20 protein-coding genes are annotated in these 18544 nt (G+C 36.7%); 13 read left to right on the forward strand and 7 right to left on the reverse strand.

All coding sequences use genetic code 11. From position 1 onward, the window contains the following. Positions 1–163: 163 nt before the first annotated feature. On the reverse strand, positions 164–334 hold the full coding sequence (locus tag FB551_RS23230) for a hypothetical protein (protein WP_156121404.1): 171 nt from the start codon (positions 332–334) through the stop codon (positions 164–166). 173 nt (positions 335–507) lie between these two features. Next, entirely contained in the window at positions 508–1299 is a 792-nt protein-coding gene (locus FB551_RS08110; RefSeq protein WP_052186941.1) for a hypothetical protein, read from the reverse strand. 318 nt (positions 1300–1617) lie between these two features. Here FB551_RS08110 and FB551_RS08115 point away from each other — a divergent pair, with 318 nt between their 5' ends. The 13 genes from FB551_RS08115 (at position 1618) to FB551_RS08180 (ending at position 10683) form a co-directional block, all read left to right on the forward strand. Continuing rightward, positions 1618–2523, forward strand: coding sequence for an arginase family protein (locus FB551_RS08115; RefSeq protein WP_142016636.1), 906 nt, complete (start codon positions 1618–1620; stop codon positions 2521–2523). Continuing rightward, the gene (locus FB551_RS08120) at positions 2524–3117 is read left to right on the forward strand and encodes an HPP family protein (protein ID WP_047429677.1); all 594 of its coding nucleotides are present in this window, start codon (positions 2524–2526) and stop codon (positions 3115–3117) included. Between the two features lie 5 nt (positions 3118–3122). Further along, positions 3123–3467 carry a DUF2116 family Zn-ribbon domain-containing protein gene (locus FB551_RS08125; protein WP_047429670.1) on the forward strand — a complete coding sequence of 115 codons (345 nt, stop codon included), beginning with the start codon at positions 3123–3125 and terminating at the stop codon, positions 3465–3467. Positions 3468–3489: 22 nt separating this feature from the next. After that, a complete protein-coding gene (locus tag FB551_RS08130; RefSeq protein WP_142016639.1) occupies positions 3490–4398 on the forward strand; it encodes a TIGR01777 family oxidoreductase in 909 nt (302 codons plus the stop codon). Between the two features lie 4 nt (positions 4399–4402). After that, the gene (locus FB551_RS08135) at positions 4403–4993 is read left to right on the forward strand and encodes a Crp/Fnr family transcriptional regulator (protein WP_142016642.1); all 591 of its coding nucleotides are present in this window, start codon (positions 4403–4405) and stop codon (positions 4991–4993) included. Positions 4994–5046: 53 nt separating this feature from the next. Beyond that, a complete protein-coding gene (locus FB551_RS08140) occupies positions 5047–5406 on the forward strand; it encodes a DUF4406 domain-containing protein (RefSeq protein WP_142016645.1) in 360 nt (119 codons plus the stop codon). After that, the gene (nudK, locus tag FB551_RS08145) at positions 5393–5974 is read left to right on the forward strand and encodes a GDP-mannose pyrophosphatase NudK (protein ID WP_142016648.1); all 582 of its coding nucleotides are present in this window, start codon (positions 5393–5395) and stop codon (positions 5972–5974) included. Before FB551_RS08140 ends, nudK begins: the two co-directional genes overlap by 14 nt. 101 nt (positions 5975–6075) lie before the next feature. Continuing rightward, positions 6076–6450 (forward strand): hypothetical protein, encoded by a 375-nt coding sequence (locus FB551_RS08150; RefSeq protein WP_142016651.1) that lies wholly within the window; start codon positions 6076–6078, stop codon positions 6448–6450. Between the two features lie 65 nt (positions 6451–6515). Then, on the forward strand, positions 6516–6974 hold the full coding sequence (locus FB551_RS08155) for a DUF2750 domain-containing protein (RefSeq protein ID WP_142016654.1): 459 nt from the start codon (positions 6516–6518) through the stop codon (positions 6972–6974). Between the two features lie 16 nt (positions 6975–6990). Further along, complete coding sequence (locus FB551_RS08160; protein WP_142016657.1) at positions 6991–7668, forward strand: DUF2306 domain-containing protein; 678 nt, start codon at positions 6991–6993, stop codon at positions 7666–7668. 573 nt (positions 7669–8241) lie between these two features. Then, positions 8242–9006 (forward strand): hypothetical protein, encoded by a 765-nt coding sequence (locus FB551_RS08170; RefSeq protein WP_142016659.1) that lies wholly within the window; start codon positions 8242–8244, stop codon positions 9004–9006. 185 nt (positions 9007–9191) lie between these two features. Further along, a complete protein-coding gene (locus FB551_RS08175; RefSeq protein WP_142016662.1) occupies positions 9192–10088 on the forward strand; it encodes a retropepsin-like aspartic protease in 897 nt (298 codons plus the stop codon). 148 nt (positions 10089–10236) lie between these two features. Beyond that, a complete protein-coding gene (locus FB551_RS08180) occupies positions 10237–10683 on the forward strand; it encodes a KTSC domain-containing protein (protein ID WP_047429652.1) in 447 nt (148 codons plus the stop codon). A 472-nt stretch (positions 10684–11155) separates the two neighbouring features. On the opposite strand, the gene FB551_RS08185 is transcribed toward FB551_RS08180, so the two are convergent. The 5 genes from FB551_RS08185 to FB551_RS08205 all read right to left on the reverse strand — a co-directional run bounded on the left by FB551_RS08185 (position 11156) and on the right by FB551_RS08205 (position 18542). Next, positions 11156–14344, reverse strand: a complete 3189-nt coding sequence (locus tag FB551_RS08185) for an efflux RND transporter permease subunit (protein ID WP_047429649.1) — start codon at positions 14342–14344, stop codon at positions 11156–11158. A gap of 7 nt (positions 14345–14351) precedes the next feature. Further along, on the reverse strand, positions 14352–15413 hold the full coding sequence (locus FB551_RS08190) for an efflux RND transporter periplasmic adaptor subunit (RefSeq protein WP_142016665.1): 1062 nt from the start codon (positions 15411–15413) through the stop codon (positions 14352–14354). Positions 15414–15422: 9 nt separating this feature from the next. Continuing rightward, on the reverse strand, positions 15423–16775 hold the full coding sequence (locus tag FB551_RS08195) for a TolC family protein (RefSeq protein WP_047429644.1): 1353 nt from the start codon (positions 16773–16775) through the stop codon (positions 15423–15425). Positions 16776–16864: 89 nt separating this feature from the next. Further along, positions 16865–17458, reverse strand: a complete 594-nt coding sequence (locus tag FB551_RS08200; protein WP_047429643.1) for a TetR/AcrR family transcriptional regulator — start codon at positions 17456–17458, stop codon at positions 16865–16867. A 259-nt stretch (positions 17459–17717) separates the two neighbouring features. Continuing rightward, on the reverse strand, positions 17718–18542 hold the full coding sequence (locus FB551_RS08205; protein WP_142016668.1) for a CvfB family protein: 825 nt from the start codon (positions 18540–18542) through the stop codon (positions 17718–17720). Between the last annotated feature and the right edge of the window lie 2 nt (positions 18543–18544).

Below are 18544 nucleotides of genomic sequence, written 5' to 3' on the forward strand. Positions count from 1 at the left end.
ATTATAATGATATAAGAGAATAAATTATAAATTTTGAGAAAATAAATAAATTATTGAGACAGCATATATAAATCGGGAAATACCCAAAATTAAAGCAGAATATTTGCATCTGGATTGAAATAAAAAAAGCGCTCAACAAAATTGTTGAGCGCCTCCTACTTAATCATGCAACTAAAAATAAAAATTGAAACTTATATTTTTTCACATTCAACAATGCTTTTGCTTCTGTTTCAATAGGAATAGGCTGGGTAAACTTTAATCCTGCTTTTTCAATGCTCATCTTAAACTCACTTAAAGTTCTTTCTTTTCCGGTAAGGCAGACCAGCATAACCATATCCAGAAGTTTGGCAATGTGTGGTATATTTAATACTCATCAGGGATAACGGCATGATGAATAGTTTTCCGGAGACCAGAAAATCTGCATACTGAGCTTGAAAACAAGAACAAACCTTATCAGTTTGTTCTTGTCTGACATTGGTCAATTTGAAAATAAGCTTTAATAATGAGTTAATCTTTTGCCTGTGAAATCCTTGTGATACTGTTAATAGTAGCATCTAGTGAGGTATCAGATTTTATTTTAATAAGATATCCGCTTCCTATGGATAAAGGATCCGCAACACTCACAAGATAAAAAACCAGATCTCCTGAAGTTACCCCATTGGGAGCAACAGCGGTCTGATCTATGGAGAATGTTGAAGGAGGAAGTGGGTTGGAGAGATTTACAGTCACAAATGCTACAGAACCGTTATTCTTATTACTGTAACTCACAATGACCCTCCACATATGAACCTGTCCAGCAATAGGGTTCTCTAAAAACCGGTTTGTTGACGGATCATATATATCTGCGGGTACCGGGTTGGTAATATTTTCCGGCCATGTGGTGGTAGGAGGAGCCGCAAAGTCTGTCACAATATTCATCGGTGTCTGATAAACAATATTCTGATACGTCATTAAAGGCACCCCTCCTGAAGATTTGAATGCAAATGTGGGTTTCACTCCTGCTCCACTATTGAGCTTAACAACACCTTCATTGGCCGTTGTAAGCGTCTGGGAGGAAATTACGGTACTCCACTGGGTTCCATTATAATACCTTAAGGTTTTATTGGTAGAATCGTAGATGATCATTCCCGCAGCAGGCGTTGTTACGTTGGCCGGAGGATTGGCATTTCTGGAGAGTACAACTGCTGAATTAGCTGAGGTGACATCCAGAACTCCCTGAGGAGAAGTGGTGTTAATCCCTACCTGTCCAAGCATAAATGAAGAACACAGAATACTGAGTAATAAATTGGATTTTTTCATGGTTTGTTTTTTTGAATGTTTGATATCAAAATTACAAAAAAACACAATACAGTGAAATAAATTTTAAATTTATTTACTGAAAACAAGACTGTTATACATAACAATATAGATTTATGTGTAAATATTTACATTAAAACACTGATGAATATTACATTATTCAAAATGTAGAGAATTACAAAAAAATTTTAAATGTTCTAAAAAATTGATCCCATCAATAAAAACCCTTCATTTTCATAAAATATGTTGTAATAGTGATGAGTGCTTTTCTAATTATCCATTTACAAACGGATAATTCCTTATCTTTGTGAAAATTCATCTATGAAAAGGAGCATCAATATTTTTGAGTTTCCTCTCAATTTGGGACTTACCAAAAAGGAACATGAGACAGAACCCGGAGTTCGTAAACTTCCGGACTGGCTCAGAAAATTTGGTTTTCATAGTAGAATTAATCCGACAAATGTTATCAGACTGGAAGCCCCTGACTATTCTTTGGATTTTGATAAAGAATCAAAGGTCAGAAATGCAGGCCAGATTGTTGAATATGCTAAAAAACAGGCTGACTGTATTCTCCATCACTACGAGAAAAATTCATTCAATATTATTCTGGGAGGTGACTGCAGTATTCTCATAGGAAATGCCATTGCTCTGAAAAACCTGGGAAATTTTGCACTTTTTTATCTTGACGGACATACAGATTTTATCCCACCGGAACTTTCTGAAACCGGAGGCGCTGCGGGAATGGATCTCGCCATTATTACGGGTACCGGACATCACAAACTGACTGATATCAATGGATTGAAACCTTATCTGGCTGAAGAAAACATCTACTGTTGTGGAAATGCAGAAACTGATGATGAAGAGTATGTAGATCAGATTATCAATTCCGGGATTCATTATTTTGATCTTTATCAGCTCAGAGAAAATGGTTTCAGAAAAACGGCTGAAGACTTTCTGACAATGGTAAATAGTAAAGGTCTGGATGGATTTTTCATTCATTTTGATGTCGATATTTTGAAAGATGAGATCATGCCTGCCGTAGACAGCAGAATGAAAGATGGCATCAGCTATGATGATCTCAGGGAAATGCTGGAACCTTTGTTCGGAAACCCTTTGTGTTTTGGAATAGAGATTACCATTTTAGATCCTGATTATGATGAAAACGGAATATATACCCAGCCATTTGTAGATAACTTAATTCAAATTATAAAAAATAAAGAAGAGTAAATGAAGAAGAGCATTAAAAGAACATTCAGGGTTTCAAAATATGTAATCTATAAAGAGACACTCGTTGATTACAAGGAACATTTCTGGTCATTTTTGGGAGCATTTTTTGGGATTGGGATTATTGCATTTATTCAGTCTCATTCACTCACAGAAACGGAGAATATATTCCTGATTGGTTCTTTTGGGGCATCAAGTGTTCTTATTTATGGAGCAATACAAAGTCCTTTGGCTCAGCCCAGAAATCTTATCGGAGGGCATGTACTCTCGGCATTGGTGGGCGTTACTGTCTATCAGTTTGTTCCGGATATCATCTGGCTTTCAGCACCTCTGGCAGTCGCATTTTCTATTGTGCTGATGCAGTATACAAAGACTTTACATCCACCGGGTGGAGCTACAGCGCTGATTGCGGTAAGCTCTACAGGAAAAATTCCGGAATTGGGATATTGGTATGTTCTCTCCCCTGTTCTTTCCGGATGCATTATTCTTTTGATTGTTGCCTTATTTTTTAATAATATTACCCCCAACAGGAGCTATCCTACTCACAGTATGTTCAAAAAACTGTTGAAAAAAAGACACAAACACCACTTAAAATAAAGATCATGAATTGCCTGGAATGTGGCGAAAAAATCATCGGAAGGTCTGATAAAAAATTCTGCAACGATGCCTGCCGGAACGCCTATAACAATAAGCAGAATAAGGATTCTAATAACCTGATGCGGAATGTTAATAACAAACTCCGTAAAAACTACCGCATTCTGATGGAAATCAATACCGATGGTAAAACAAAAGTCCCCGTATCCAGACTGGATGGCTTAGGTTTTGATTTTGATTACTTCACCAATCTGAAAGTTTATAAAAACGGCTCTGAATACAAGTTCATTTATGATTACGGTTATAAACTTCTGGAAGATGATTTTGTACTGATTGTAAAAAATCAGGCATAACAACCACCACAAAAATAATACTATGAAAGAAGTTGTCCTGATCACTGGTGCCAGCGGCATGATTGCCAAAGAACTGGCCAAAAAAATAGGTGATGAATATGAGATCAGATTTCTGACCCGAAAAAAAGTACAAGATCATGAATATGAGTGGAACATCAAAACAGGAAGTATTGATGAAACCGCATTTAACAATGTTTCCCACATCGTACATCTTGCGGGTGCCAATATTTCAGAAAAGCGCTGGACACCGGAAAGAAAAAGAGAACTGATTGCCAGCCGCGTAGATTCTGCAGAACTTCTTCGAACAACTTTAAGAAAAAACAAGATCAGGCTAAAATCTTTTATTTCAGCTTCGGGGATTAATTTTTATGGTACGGAAACGTCAGAAAAAATTTACACGGAAACCGATCCTCCGGGCAACGATTTTCTCAGTGAGGTGGTTGTTTTATGGGAAAGGGCTGCTGACGATTTTAAGGAACAAGATCTGGCTGAAAGAGTTGTCAAAATACGTACCGCTGTTGTTCTTTCTGAAAAAGACGGAGCATTAAAGAAAATGATCCCTCCTGTTCAATATTATATTGGATCACCTTTAGGAAACGGCAAACAGTACATGCCATGGATTCATGTTGAGGACATCTGTTCTGTTTATGAATTTGCTTTAAAAAACCCAGCAATAGACGGCGCTTATAATGCTGTATCTCCACAGCATGCCACCAATAAAGATTTGACAAAAAAGATTGCCAAAGTACTTGGAAAACCTTTATTCATGCCTAATGTTCCTGGATTTGTCTTGAAGTTAATCTTCGGAGAGCTGGCTACGGCTATACTGGAAGGTTCCAGAGCTTCTTCACAGAAACTTCAGGATGCAGGGTTTCGCTTTAAGTTTCCTGATCTGAATGAGGCCTTAGAAGATCTATTAAAGAAGCAATAACAGAATGGGGGAAGAACTTTTAATCCTAAAAAATATTTCCAGGCATATTTCGCTTACCAATCAGGAGAAATCTTATTTTCTCTCTCTATTAAAGGAAAAAAAGGTTGTTAAGAAAGAATTGATTTTACAACAGCAACAAGCCTGTAAAGAGATTAATTTTGTTCAGACAGGAATTTTGAGAGCTTTTCATATGGATGCCACAGGAAAAGAATCTACGATTATGTTCGCGGTTTCTGACTGGTGGATCACTGATATGTATTGTTTCATCAATCAGAAGCCTGCCATGCTGAATATTGAAGCATTGGAAGACAGCTCTGTTTTGCAGCTTCAAAAACATCATCTGGATGATCTTTATCACAAAGTCCCCAAATTTGAACGGTTTTTCCGGATCATGATGCAAAACGCTTACATCAGAGAACAGCTCCGAACGATTGAAAATCTTTCTTTACCGGCAGAAGAACGCTATTATAACTTTTTACAGAAATATCCTGAAGCAGTAAAACGGATCAAACAAAAACAAATTGCTTCTTATTTGGGAATCACTCCTGAATTTTTAAGCCTTATAAAATCCAAACAAAAAAACAGTTTCTCTTAAGCTATATTATTTTTTTTATTCTGAAAGTTCTATTATTTTACTCAAAAAAAATTATGTTTATACTTATTGCAGGCCCTTACCGTAGCGGAACAAATGATGATCCGCAGCTTATTCAGCAGAATCTTCACAATCTTGAGGCTGTTGCTCTTCCTATTTTCAGAAAGGGACACATCCCTATTATCGGAGAATGGGTTGCATTGCCATTGATCCACCTTGCCGGATCTACCCAAATAGGTGATGAAGCATGGCAGGAAATACAGTATCCCGTAGCTCATGCCCTTCTGGAAAAATGTGATGCAGTGCTGCGTATAGAAGGAGCATCAAAGGGAGCTGATGAAGATGTAAGAATAGCCAAAGAAAGAGGTCTTACCATTTATTATAGCATAGAAGATATTCCTTATGCAAAATCCTGATATCAAAATCCTTCAGACAGAAATCCTTTCAGACAACTGGTATACTTTAAACAAAGTTACCTATTCTGTTTTGAAAAAGAACGGAACCACAGAAACCCAAAGCAGAGAAGCCTATGACCGCGGAAACGGAGCTGTAATTCTTCTTTACAGTACAGTCTCTAACACCGTTATTCTCACCAGGCAATTCAGATTACCAACTTATATCAACGGAAATGCTACAGGAATGCTGATAGAAGCCTGTGCCGGACTTTTGGATAATGATAATCCGGAAGACTGTATAAAAAGGGAAACCGAAGAAGAAACCGGCTATAAAATCTCCAAAGTTGAAAAAATATTTGAAGCTTATATGTCGCCTGGATCTGTGACGGAAATTCTTTACTTCTTCATTGCAGAATATTCCCATGAAATGAAAATTAATGATGGAGGCGGCCTCGAAGAAGAAGGTGAAAACATAGAGGTCCTGGAATTATCGTTTGAAGAAAGCCTGAAAATGATTGATACCGGAGAAATCAAAGATGCAAAAACCATTATGCTTCTGCAGCATTTGAGGATTAAAGGGATACTGTAAAATACCCTATAAATGATGATGGATTGATGATAATTGATACAAGAAAATGGCCCATTGAAATAAAAACATTAACTTATAACTCTTATTTAAACTATTAACATATGATTGAACATGTGAAGCTTGCCATTAATCCGAAATTTCAGGATTGGGTTCTTTTTGAAAATGGTACTTATATTATTTTTGACGACATCAGTACAATTGAAGATGTAAAAGAGGAAGCACTACAATTAATGAAAGAGTTCGGTCCGGTTTCTGCCGGAGGTCCCGCTGGAGATTTCAGTGTAATTCATTTAAGCCTTACTGAAGGATGGCTGGTTTCCGGGCATGGATATGGCATGTATACGTATGTACATCCCTCTGAACTGGATAGTGAATCCCCAAATGATCTTGAAATAGGACTTTACGGTAGGTCTAAAAGAGATTCAGATGGTCAAAATCCGGAAATTATTCATATCAACAGCAGTAAAGTTTCGTAAAACATAATATCAGATTTACGGTTTACCGGTACAGCAATAAATTCACAATTCTTAATTAAATAAAGATGTTTCAAGATCATATTACGGTGGAAAACCGTCACAAAGATTTTATTAAAAAAATCACTGAGTCAGAAACAGTATATGCTTTAAAAGATGGCAAAGGATATGCAACCTCCTACTCCAACGAGAAAGAATATGAAAATGGTGATGAAGTGCAGATCATTTGTTTCTGGTCGGACACTGCCAGAGCAAAATCATGCATAGAAAATGAGTGGAATCACTATGAGCCTTCTTCTATTCCACTCAATGAGTTTGTGGAAAACTGGTGCCTTGGGATGAATATTGACGGATTGTTGGTGGGAACTGATTTTGACAGCAATCTGTTGGGTTACGAAGCTGAGCCTTTAGAATTAATCCTTGATATTATTGAAGAACTTAAAGCTTCAGGAAAATCATTGGAGCTAAAGAAGTTTGAAAGCATTGGCGATTTGGAAAACCAGATCAGAGAAGTGTTGGCAGATTAATTGGTTATTATACTCCATGAAGTCTTTGGGAATAAAGATCATTAAAGTAAGTGCTTTATTTTTGGTTCTTGTTTTCAGCATTCTGATGCTGAAAACCATTTCCCAGTATACCTCTTTTGATAAAAACATCGGATTTCTGGCCTTTAAGCAGCAGGTAGTCAGTAATCCATACTGGATGGCTTTTTTCTATATTCACATCTTTTCTATAACGCTTTGCCTTCTGGCGGGTCTGACGCAATTTTCAAATCGGTTTCTGACAGAAAACAGAAATCTTCATAAAATTATTGGTAAAATATATGTTTACAATATTCTTGTGATCAATGTTCCTGCATGCTTTGTACTGGGACTTTTTTCAAATGGCGGACTTATCGGAATTACCGGATTTCTGATTCAAGATGTACTTTGGGCTTATTTTACTATCGCGGCTGTACTTTTTATCAGAAAAGAAAATGTGAACAGACACAGGATTTATATGATCTTAAGCTATGCGGTCACCACCACAGCTCTTACTTTCAGAATCATTAAGAACCTCTTTTATAACGAAATACAACATGATTACGAACTTTTTTATGGGTTGAATGTCTGGACTGCCCTTTTAATCAACTTGACCATTGCTTATGTGATCCTCAAAAAAGATCGTTTGTTAACGGGAAAAATCCAGACTGGAAAGGAAAATATAGATACCGATAAATGATATCAGAAAAAAAGCTGCAATAAATATTAGAGTATTAAAAATTGCTTTGTAGTCACTATTTCTGGTCCATTTACTGAAAAAACGCATGATCAGATAAGAGATTCCTCCAAAAATGGCAATAATAAAAAGAAGAAAAAAATAATATATCATGGCTTCGTGTTAATTGATGTAAATCTATTGTTTTAAATCTAAAAAAACAATCAAGTACAGGACAATAGTCAGAGACCAATATTCATGAGGTAATGGAAGAGATGCAGAAATCATTGAATGGGTTGTAGAGAGAACCATGACTGTATGAAAAATCAAATCAGTTTACTTCCGAGATCCGGATCAGAATCTTATTGAAGTAAGTAATTATTATTAACAAAAACAGCTCTGTATCAGTTTATTACTATCCTTTTTTCAGGATTTAAGGGCTTATAATTTTTAAAACATAAAGTAGTTAGTATAAAATTCATATAAAATTTGCAAAAACCATTGAGAAAATCTATTTAATCCTTTATATTTCGAATTTAAAGCCTTAATTTTGCATAGAAATTCAGAAAATTCGGATTCTTTCAACAGGTTATGTACATGAAAAAAATGATGATTGGGCTTGCTTTAGCCTTATCCATTACTATTTGGGGGCAAAAAACTCCCGCAAAAGCCAACAATCTGACCCTTTACAGCTATCAGACTTTTAACTGTGACAATAAAGGGTATTTTGACCCGGCTAAATATAAAAAAGAAGAAATAGACGGGATCAATAAACTTTTGTACCAATTCAATGGGGTTGTATTTGACACCCAGCCTGTTTTTAAAATTGCACAGCTTGAAGAAATCCGTAATAACAGAGAAGCTTATTTACAGGAGCTGGAAAAGCAGTATAACGAAAAGAAAAAAGAATTATACAGCCTTAAAGTGATAGATCTTCCGAAATGGAAAAAATTAATGGAAGAAACCATTGATTCTTTTGAAAATGAATACCAGCTTAATAAAGAAGAAATCCTTGCATATTCTGATCCTTTCACGCTGAAAAACAGCAAATATTACGATACCTGCAGAGAACAGATTGATGCAATTTCCTCTCCCGACAGAGAAAAGATGTTTGCAGCATGGAGAGCATATACTGAACTTAAAAGTAAAAATAATGCTGACCCAAAGGGCGTAATGGCAAGATTTGATGCCAAAATGAATGATCCTCAAAAAGAAGATTATGCATTAATCGATATGATTGGTCTGGGTTTTCACAACTGTGCCAACAGCAGCTTCAGACAAAAGCGTGATAATGAAGAGACCACTTACAAGGATTTTGATAAGATTTTCACCAAGCTGAAGAAAACTTGTGATCAGCCATAGATTTATTAAAGATTGAAGCATTTAATTATTTAAAAATATCATAGCAGTACTCATATTGGGTGCTGTTTTTTATTTGGTAAAGTTTGTAGAAAACGGTTAAGGAACGGTTAAAAGTGGGTTAATGGCTTATTATTTATTTGTGAAAGCACTTAATACTTCTACTTTCGTACTTCTAAAACTATTCCATGAAATACATTCTTACGTTTCTGACATTGTTACTTTGCATAGCAATATCAGCGCAAAAAACAACTTCTATTCTTCCGTTTTTTCTGGAAAACAATTCCGTGTACGTATATTGTAAAGTCAATAAAACGGATAGTATTAAGTTTCTTTTTGATACAGGTGCAGATGGCTCTGTCATTAATAGCAACTCAAAGAAAAAGATCCCACTGAAAATTGATGGAAAATCTGAGAACAAAGGTTCCAACGGAGTAAATACTGTAGATTACAGCAGCCACAATACAGTACAGTTTGGAAATATTGAGAAAAAAGAAATACGATTTACACTTATTCCTTATGAATCAGCCCATTTTGATGGGGTCTTCGGAACAGACCTGATGAAGGGCCAACTCATTGAAATTGATTATCATAGAAATGAGATCCGTCTTTATGAAGAGAATGATCCACTTGTTGATTGGGCAGGATATGAAAAGGTAAAACTCCATATGATCGACAACTACCCTGCTGTAGAAAGCAGTATCCTGGTGAATGGTAAAGAATATTCTGGATTCTTTGGACTCGACAGCGGAGCGGATGATGTGCTTACAATAGCTTCTCCTTTTGCTAAAAAGAATGCTCTGGTAAAAACTATGAAAACAATTGGCAAAGCTACAGCGCAAGGTTCCGATGGTTCTGTGTATGAAATGCCTGTGGTTCTTTGCCCGGCTGTAAAATTCGCTCAGAAATATCTTTATAATCTCCCGATTACGCTTTCCGGTTCTACGGAGGGAATTGATTCTACAGAAAAAATGGCGGGATTTTTTGGTAATCAGTTTTTAAAAAGGTTCAATACAGTGATTGATTTCAAAAACGGGTTTATTTATTTTAAACTGAATAAAAATTTGTATTCGGAGTTTAAATAGCTGTGAAAGTTAATTTTACATATTCTATCTGCTTTTTCTACAATCAGTTGTACAGACCAAAAACATTCAAATAAATTAATAATGAATAAGTTATGGTTTATCAGATTTAAATCCGTAATTTTGCACCCCGAAAATAAGGATTAGAGATATGAAAAAAATTGGTGAGCACAGAACACTTCTTGGAGTTGATAAAAACGTTACGTTAAGAGAATTAAAGACGATTTACAGAAATGTAATGAAAGATACCCATCCTGATAAATTCATTAATGATGAAGCAGGAAAGCAGGAAGCAGAAGAAAAAAGCAAATCTGTGATTGAGGCGTACCACTTTTTGGTAAGTATCAATCCTGAAACACAGGAAAAATACAAGGAAGAATATACTGAAACCATTACGAAATCTAATATTCAGGATTTTTATCTGGAGAAATCAATTTTGACGGTTCAGCATCTGAACGGAAATATGTATGAATACATGGGCGTTCCAAGAAATACATACATTAAAATGATTAATGCTGATTCACCAAGCCGTTTTGCAAGAAGACATATCTACGGAAACTTCGTTTACAGAAAGTCCGGAGAGGCTATGGCAGATTAATTTTTTCCACTACAATATTTGAGAGCTTCCAGTTTTGCTGGGAGCTTTTTTTATGTTTCGGCTAAAGCCATTTATTCGTTGTTATAGAGTTAAGCGGGCTAAAGCCCGCTCCTATTGAATTAACAGTTTACGTTTGTCATTCTGACGAAGGAAGAATCTCTGTTGTAATCAGACCCATGAGATTCTTCACTACATTGATGAACTACGTTCGCAGACTTTCAGTCTGTGTTCAGAATGACACAAACCGATAATTCAACTTAAAAACAACTTACTTTCTTTTCATAAACATCATCCGGCAATTATTGCGATATAATTAATGATCAATAGAAATGGGCTTTAGCCCATTTAAATAATAAAAACCATTCAACGGCTTTAGCCAAAACCTATATAATCCAATTTTAAATCATCAAATATCAACAAAAAAGCGCCTCAGAAGATCTGAGGCGCTTTCGGTTAATTAAAGGCTTAATTTTTAATTATCTAAATGCTTCGGAGTAAATCCGTCTTCATTCAGTTCTCTATGTACGTAATCTGCTTTCATTTCAGCTTCGTAGTCTACTTTGGTATCTTTACCCATTCTTCTCAGAACAGAGTCAAATAGAGAGTATACTACCGGTACAATGATCAATGTAAGGAATAGTGATGATGTCAGACCACCAATTACTACCCATGCAAGACCTTTGTTCATTTCAGCTCCGGCACCTGTTGCCAATGCGATCGGTAACATACCGAAGATCATCGCAATGGTAGTCATCAGGATCGGACGAAGACGTGCGTGGTTCGCCTGTACCAGGGCATCGTGAGTATTGGCACCTGCTGCCTTTCTGGCATTCGTAAAGTCAACGATAAGGATCGCATTCTTCGCTACCAGACCAATCAACATGATCATCCCCAACATCGTAAAGATGTTCAATGAATTGGCAGTTAAGGCAAGGATTACCATTACCCCAATCATCGCTAACGGGATTGAGAACAATACCACGAAAGGATATACGAAACTGTCATATAGTGAAACCATTACCAGGTATACCAATACGATAGCTGCCAATAATGCAATTCCTAACGTACCGAAACCTTCCTGCTGGTTCTCCATATCTCCACTCCAGATGTAATCTACACCTACAGGTTTTTTGGTACTGTTCATGAACTGATTAGCCCACTCATTAGCTACATCCCCTACCGGTCTACCAACAGCTTTCGCTCTTACTTTTACAGAAGGAGACTTGTCTCTACGTTCAAGCAAACTTGGTCCTGAACCCATTTCCACATTAGCAAACTGGCTTAAACGAACCTGCTGCCCCTGAGGGTTTGTAAACATAAGGTTTTTAACATCATCAATAGATTGTCTGTTCACATCTCCGAAACGGATATTGATATCATATTCATATTCCCCAGCTCTGAATTTTCCATCTGTATTTCCGTTGAATGCAGTCTGCATTGTCTGTCCTACACTTGAAAGGTTTAAACCTAAGGCAGCCATTTTATCTCTGTCAATACTTACCTGAACTTCCGGGCTACCAGTGTCAGTTGATAATTCAGCGTCTACTGCTCCCGGAACTTTTTTAAGTAATTCAAGGATTCTTGTTGCTTCTTTTACTGCTGTAGCATTATCCGGAGCAGTTACCACCATTTCAATAGGAGCATTTTCAGCACCCATGATACCGATTGGAGCCGTTTTAAACTCAACTCCTGTGAATTTCTCCTCCAGCTGTCTTTTTATTTTTGCAGCCTTGATGTTGGTACTTTCAGAACGTTCAGACTTATCTGTTAAGTTCACCTGAACCTCAGACTGATATGTTGTTGCCTGAGCACCACCAAAACCTGTAGACTGCTGTCCAACTGTTGTAATAAGATCTACAACATCTTTATCATTTCTTAAAAACTTCTCAACGTCTAATGTTAATTGGTTTGTTTTTTCAACGGTTGCATCTTTGGACAATTCCATTTGTACTAAGAACTGACCACGGTCGATTGGCGGGAAGAACTCTCCTCCAATGAATCCGAATGCTACCAGCATGAATGAACTGATTAAAACAATAAATGTGATCACTACTGTTGAAATTCTTCTTAATGTTGTTTTCAGACACCATTCAAGAATTCCTGTGATCCAGTGTGTAAACTTGTCAATTAATCCTTCAAACCAAAGAATAAATTTCTCAAACCAGTTTTTACCTGTTAAATGTTCCAGTTTACCGAATCTTGAAGATAACCAAGGAATGATGGTAAATGATGCCAATAAGGATAACAAGGTGGCAATAACTACCGTGACGCAGAACTGGGCAAGAATGTTGGCTACAAGACCTGAGCTCATTGCAATCGGTAAGAATACCACTACAATTACCAGGGTAATCGCCGCAACGGTAAATCCAATCTCTGAAGCCCCGTCATACGCTGCTCTGATCTTACTTTTACCCATCTCCATGTGACGGTAAATGTTTTCGAGTACTACAATCGCGTCATCCACCAGGATCCCTACCACGAGTGAAAGACCCAGTAAACTCATCAGGTTCAAAGTATATCCCATAAGGTTCATTCCGATGAATGCTGCCACCAATGAAGCCGGGATAGAAACCATTACGATGAATGCGTTTCTGATACTGTGAAGGAATAGTAACATCACAATCGCCACGAGGATAATCGCTAAGAATAAGTCGAAAATAACGTGGTTGGCAGATTCAAGGGTAAATTCTGTAGTATCGTTTACGATTTTTACTTTTACTCCCTGAACTTTATAAGCTTCTTCTACAGTTTTAATGGTCTTCTGAACACTTTCAGATACCGCTACCGCATTGGCATCAGATTGTTTTTTAACCTGCATCAAAATAGTAGGAAACTGGTTGAATCTCGCTACTTTTTCAACATCCTTCTGAGAGTCGAAAACTGTTGCGATATCAGATAAACGTACCTGAGCTCCATTTTTATTGGAAACTACAAGGTTGTTCATTTCCTCAGTTGATTTATACTTTCCTGAAAGTCTGATGGTAGATTTTGTAGTTCTCGTTTTCAAACTTCCTGTAGGGAAATCAAGGTTTGATGAAAGAATGGCCTGTTGTACATCTCCAATTGAAAGTCCGTACCCCTGCAATTTTTTCTCATCAAGATTCACCTGGATTTCTCTCTCCTGTCCACCTACAAGGTCAACCTGAGCCACACCGTTTACACGGGAGAAAATAGGTTCAATCTTTTTATCCAGTAAGTCGTAAAGGTCTTTACTGTTCAGTTTATCAGATGAAATACTCATCGTGATAATCGGTAAGTCATCTAAGGAGAACTTATTCAGCGAGGGCGCTTTTACATCTTCCGGAAGGTCTGCAAGAATGGCATTTACCTTTCTCTGGGCATCGTTCAAAGCATAGTCTACATCAGCCCCATCGTTCAGCTGAACCATGATAACAGATAAACTCTCGTATGAAGAAGATTCTACTTTTTTAACGTTTTCCAAAGAACCTACGGCATCTTCAATCTTTCGGGTTACGGAGGTTTCCACCTCTGCAGGTGAAGCTCCCGGATATACCGTAGAGATTGTTACCATGTTGGTTTCAAACTTCGGAATCAATTCGTATCCCATGAGTGTATAACTCAGGATACCTCCCAACGTCAGAATTGTAAATAATACAATTACCAGCGAGGGTCTTTTAATCGATATTTCTGCTAACTTCATAGATCTGCTACTTTATAATGTTCACTTTAGATCCATTGTCCAAATTGATCTGTCCGCTGGTAACTACCTGCTCTCCTCCATTCAATCCGCTTAAAATCTGAACTTTATCTCCGTAAACTTTTCCTATGGTTACTTTGATCAATTTAGCAACTCCATTCTGAACAACGAATAATTGTCCTGAGCTTACTCCATTTACAAACGCTTCTGCAGGAACTGTCAGCATATTCTGAGTTTCTGCCCCGTTGTTTGTACTGAATTTAGCAGTTGCATACATACCCGCTTTCAGGTTTCCTCTGTTCTGTACTTCAATTTCAACAGGGAAATTCAGAGAAGCATCACTTTTAGGAGCAATAAAGGTAATTCTGCCTACGAAAGAATCTTCAGGTAATACATTTACTTTAATCGGAACTTCCTGACCTAACTGAATTTTTCCGATCTGGCTTTCATCAACTAAAACAGAAAGCTTCAGACTGTTGATATTAACGATTTCAAACATTGATGTTCCAGGAGAAACAACTGTTCCCGGTTCAACCATTTTCTTGTTGATTGTACCGCTGATTCCTGCACGGATGCTTGTATCATTTACTTTTACACCTTGTGCTCTTACTGCTGCCTGCATATTTTTAAGCTGCAGTCTTGAGTTATCAAGCTGTTGTTTTGTAACTCCACCTGTTTTATATGCGTTCTCATAGCGTTGGTTATCAATAATAGCATTCTGTAGATTGTTCTGAGCCTGAGTAACATCCACCTCGATAGCATCTTTTTTGATCGTTGCTAAAACCTGGCCTGCTCCTACCCTTGAACCTTCTTTTACCAAAACGCTTACGATGCGTCCTGAAATTTCAGAAGATTGATTCATTTCCTGTTTTGGAATGAAAGTTCCATTGGCCGAGTAGTCTGTATCAATATTTTCTCTTGTAACGGTTACAATATTAACATTGATTTTATCTACCTGCTTGGCAACTTCTTTTACTTCCTGAGTCTGCTTTTCTTTGTTTCCAGCAATCTTGTACGCGGCTAAACCTATCAGTACAGCTGCTACGATGATATATATTAAAGTTTTTTTCATTTTAGTTTATTATAAGTTTTGTAGTGTGTTTAGTTCACCCTTAGCTTTTATCAGTTTAATCTCTGCCTGCTTGTAATCTAACAATGCATTAGAATAATTCTGTTTTGCCTGTGTCAAAGCATTTTCAGAATCCAGTACTTCTGTAAGTGTTGCCAATCCATACTGATAGTTAGACTGAGTATTTTTCTGAACTCTTTCTGCCAACCCTACATTATCTTTCATGCTTTCGATATTAATCAATGCGTTTTCCATATTGGTTACTGCATTTTTATAATCTAAACTTAAGCTCAGCTGCGTATTTTCAATATCAACATCTAGATCCTGGATATCAATTTCTGCCTGGTTGATCTTGGCTTTCGTAGCTCCTCCTGTGAAAATAGGAATATTTACATTCAAGCCTATTGCTGAGTAGTCACTCCAAAGAACGCCTTTGCTAAGACCATTCGTCAGCGGGAATTTTGCTCCGTTTGCTCCCCATCCGTAGTTCGCAGTAAGATTTACTGAGGGATAAAGATAAGCTTCAGTCGCTTTTTTATTGAAAACCAAAAGTTCCCTGTTTTTATTTAAAACTTTAAGCTCTGTACGATCATTAAGATTTACGTTGCTCGCAATCAGTTCAGGCTTTGGTTCGATCTGTTTTTCTTCAAGCTCGATGTCTGTAGAAATCGGGATTCCCATATAAAACTTCAGAGCATTTTTTGAAAGCTCAACAGAGTTGATTAGGGCCTGTTTATTGGAACCGATATTGGTAAGCTGAACATTTGTTCTGTCTAAATCGATTGATTTTGCCAAACCGTTATCAACCAAACTTTTAATAACATTTCTTACCTTCTCTGTATTGGCATAGCTGGCAGTTACCGTTTTAAGATTCTCCTCCTGTACAAACACCTGATAATAAGCTGTTGCTACATTTTCAATAATCTGTTCGTTGGTTAACTGAGCATTCAGCACATAAAATTCTCTTGTTGATTTTGCTGCTTTAAGCCCTGTAAATACTCTTTGGTCAAAAATGGCCTGCTGAAGTTGTACAGAAGCTGTTGAACCCCAAGGCTGCCCAAACTGGGCTCTGATTTTCTCTCCTCCAAATTCCAGCAAAGATTCCTGAATAATTGGATTATAGGTTAAACCTGCCGTTGCACTGACCTGTGGAAGGGCACCGGCTCTGGCTTCATCAATCTTGTATTCGGCTTTTTTAACCTGTAAAGCAGCTTTTTTGGCTTCTGCTTTATTCTGGAGTGCCTGTTTTATTGCTTCCTGCAGGGAAACCTGCTGCTGGGCAGACATCAGTGTAGAGCCGAAAATCATAAATGCTGAAGCTATCCCAATTTTTAGCTTTGTAGCAGTTATACGTTTTCTATTCATAATTTTATACTTCGTTTATTTTTTATTTAGTTTTCAGCCATTATTTATTTCTATTTGACGAATCATTTTCAGAAATACTTTAGTTTTTTTTAGTTTTTGAACAACATATTGATGATAATCTCTTTTCTTTCAGAAATAATCTTATCATATTCTTCATCATTGATTAATAAATTCTCCATGAATAATGGTCTTATAGCACTCGGGAACACCAGAAGGGAAACCATATTCAGAATAAACTGAACGGGTGCCATTTTCTCAATATTTCCCAATTCCATTTCTTTTTCAATATCCTTGTACATATCGTTCAGGATATCCTCTTCAATTTCTCTGTGATGACAGGTCCCTTTATTAATTTGTGACACGATATACGTTTCCAGATACGGATACTGAAGGCTTGTAGAAAGACTGCTTTCTATGAATTTGCTGATCTTCTCTTTAAAAGGCATATCAGAAATCTGAATGATCTTCGACTTTTCCTGTTCTACCCTCTGTGCTTCATCAAAGATGATTTGAATAAGCTTATCTCTTGAACGGAAATAATAATTAATAAGGGTTCTGTTCACTCCTGCTTCATCTGCAATCTCCTGCGTAGTAGCATCAAACTTTCCTTTCACAAAGAATAAATTCTTCGCTGTCTCCTTGATCAATTCCTGTGTTTGGTCTTTTTTTGCTTGATTTGACATTTTTGTTAAACAAATTTGTGCAAATTTATACTAAAAATTATTTTTGACAAAATTGTTAAACAAAAAAATTAAACATAATTGTCATGACATCCATCATGTTTATGACTTGAAATTTGAAATAATAAAATGTTTAAGACAGGAAATTATCTTCTATAAAAGATTATTAGAGAATTCTTTTTGATATACAATTTACTTAGAATACTTCGATCAAGAATAGGGATAACAAAAAACGGGCAGAAATTTCTGCCCGTTTTTTGTTTTATAATAATTTGATTTTATCGTCTGAGATATCGATGATCTTATCTTTATAAAGTCCTCCAATTGCCTTTTTAAAGTTTTTCTTACTCATCTGAAGTTCATCCTTAATTTCTTCAGGTGAAGATTTATCAGAAACATAAAGAAGTCCGTAATTTTCTTCCAGTTTGTTCAGAATTTTCTGTTTGAACTCGTCAATATTTTCAAAACCTTCCGGCTGTAAAGAGATATCAATTTTCCCATCTTCGCGGATTGTTTTGATATATCCTGTTTCTTCTGACAGCGGGTACAGTTTTTTGAAAACATCAGAAGCGTAAATCAATCCAATATATTTTTTGTTGATGATTACATTCCAGCCCAGTTCACTTTCATTCATCATGATCAGGTCTACTTTGTCTCCTTTTTGGAATGGAAGCTCATCATATTGAGGGTTTCTCTTGAACTTAGTGGTCCCGGTGATCAGTTCCATATCTTCATCTACATAAATATAGACCAGATATCTTTTCCCTTCGACAATTTTTGTTTTCTGCTGCTTGTAAGGGATAAATAAATCTTTAATAATTCCCCAATCCATAAAAGCTCCACTTGGAAGACTTTGTACACAGCTCATTACTGCAAATTCACCTACCTCCGCCAATGGAATTTCAGTAGTTGCTTTTAATTTATCATCATCCTGATACACAAAAACTTCAACCTCCTCACCTGTTTCTTTTTCATCCTGAATAAAGATTTTAGGCAGAAAAGCCTTTTCACCGGCTTCGTCTACGAGGATCCATCCTGAATTAATTTTTTCTGAAATTGTTAAAGTTTGAGTTTTTCCGAGTTGCATTG

The sequence above is a fragment of the Chryseobacterium aquifrigidense genome (genome assembly GCF_006716485.1).
GTDB lineage: Bacteria > Bacteroidota > Bacteroidia > Flavobacteriales > Weeksellaceae > Chryseobacterium > Chryseobacterium vietnamense.

Excerpts from the sequence above, each read along its gene's own strand:
- FB551_RS23230 (WP_156121404.1), bottom strand. The coding sequence starts at position 334 with ATGGTTATGCTGGTCTGCCTTACCGGAAAAGAAAGAACTTTAAGTGAG.
- FB551_RS08110 (WP_052186941.1), bottom strand. The coding sequence starts at position 1,299 with ATGAAAAAATCCAATTTATTACTCAGTATTCTGTGTTCTTCATTTATG.
- FB551_RS08115 (WP_142016636.1), top strand. The coding sequence starts at position 1,618 with ATGAAAAGGAGCATCAATATTTTTGAGTTTCCTCTCAATTTGGGACTT.
- FB551_RS08120 (WP_047429677.1), top strand. The coding sequence starts at position 2,524 with ATGAAGAAGAGCATTAAAAGAACATTCAGGGTTTCAAAATATGTAATC.
- FB551_RS08125 (WP_047429670.1), top strand. The coding sequence starts at position 3,123 with ATGAATTGCCTGGAATGTGGCGAAAAAATCATCGGAAGGTCTGATAAA.
- FB551_RS08130 (WP_142016639.1), top strand. The coding sequence starts at position 3,490 with ATGAAAGAAGTTGTCCTGATCACTGGTGCCAGCGGCATGATTGCCAAA.
- FB551_RS08135 (WP_142016642.1), top strand. The coding sequence starts at position 4,403 with ATGGGGGAAGAACTTTTAATCCTAAAAAATATTTCCAGGCATATTTCG.
- FB551_RS08140 (WP_142016645.1), top strand. The coding sequence starts at position 5,047 with ATGTTTATACTTATTGCAGGCCCTTACCGTAGCGGAACAAATGATGAT.
- nudK (WP_142016648.1), top strand. The coding sequence starts at position 5,393 with ATGCAAAATCCTGATATCAAAATCCTTCAGACAGAAATCCTTTCAGAC.
- FB551_RS08150 (WP_142016651.1), top strand. The coding sequence starts at position 6,076 with ATGATTGAACATGTGAAGCTTGCCATTAATCCGAAATTTCAGGATTGG.
- FB551_RS08155 (WP_142016654.1), top strand. The coding sequence starts at position 6,516 with ATGTTTCAAGATCATATTACGGTGGAAAACCGTCACAAAGATTTTATT.
- FB551_RS08160 (WP_142016657.1), top strand. The coding sequence starts at position 6,991 with ATGAAGTCTTTGGGAATAAAGATCATTAAAGTAAGTGCTTTATTTTTG.
- FB551_RS08170 (WP_142016659.1), top strand. The coding sequence starts at position 8,242 with ATGAAAAAAATGATGATTGGGCTTGCTTTAGCCTTATCCATTACTATT.
- FB551_RS08175 (WP_142016662.1), top strand. The coding sequence starts at position 9,192 with ATGAAATACATTCTTACGTTTCTGACATTGTTACTTTGCATAGCAATA.
- FB551_RS08180 (WP_047429652.1), top strand. The coding sequence starts at position 10,237 with ATGAAAAAAATTGGTGAGCACAGAACACTTCTTGGAGTTGATAAAAAC.
- FB551_RS08185 (WP_047429649.1), bottom strand. The coding sequence starts at position 14,344 with ATGAAGTTAGCAGAAATATCGATTAAAAGACCCTCGCTGGTAATTGTA.
- FB551_RS08190 (WP_142016665.1), bottom strand. The coding sequence starts at position 15,413 with ATGAAAAAAACTTTAATATATATCATCGTAGCAGCTGTACTGATAGGT.
- FB551_RS08195 (WP_047429644.1), bottom strand. The coding sequence starts at position 16,775 with ATGAATAGAAAACGTATAACTGCTACAAAGCTAAAAATTGGGATAGCT.
- FB551_RS08200 (WP_047429643.1), bottom strand. The coding sequence starts at position 17,458 with ATGTCAAATCAAGCAAAAAAAGACCAAACACAGGAATTGATCAAGGAG.
- FB551_RS08205 (WP_142016668.1), bottom strand. The coding sequence starts at position 18,542 with ATGCAACTCGGAAAAACTCAAACTTTAACAATTTCAGAAAAAATTAAT.